Here is a 234-nt window from a genome sequence, read left to right as displayed (position 1 = left end):
CCACCACTTGCTGCTGATACGTCTTGAATTCCGCCGAACCGGCTTCCTTGAACGCCACCGCCTTCGCCGCGATCACGTGCATCAGCGGGCCGCCTTGAATGCCCGGGAAGATCGCCGAGTTGATCTGCTTCTCGAACTCAGCCTTCATCAGGATCACGCCGCCGCGCGGGCCGCGCAGGCTCTTGTGCGTCGTCGTGGTCACGAAATCGGCGTGCGGCACCGGGTTCGGATACA

At 63.2% G+C, this 234-nt stretch carries 1 pseudogene; it reads right to left on the bottom strand.

Going from position 1 to position 234, the window contains the following annotated elements:
- Positions 1–234 (bottom strand): annotated as a pseudogene (gene glyA / locus ACYP33_RS34910) (serine hydroxymethyltransferase); the annotation flags it as partial.

This window comes from Burkholderia sp. 3C (genome assembly GCF_054589155.1).
The sequence above is the reverse complement of the archived record's forward strand: the minus strand, read 5'-3'. Positions and strand labels throughout refer to the sequence as shown.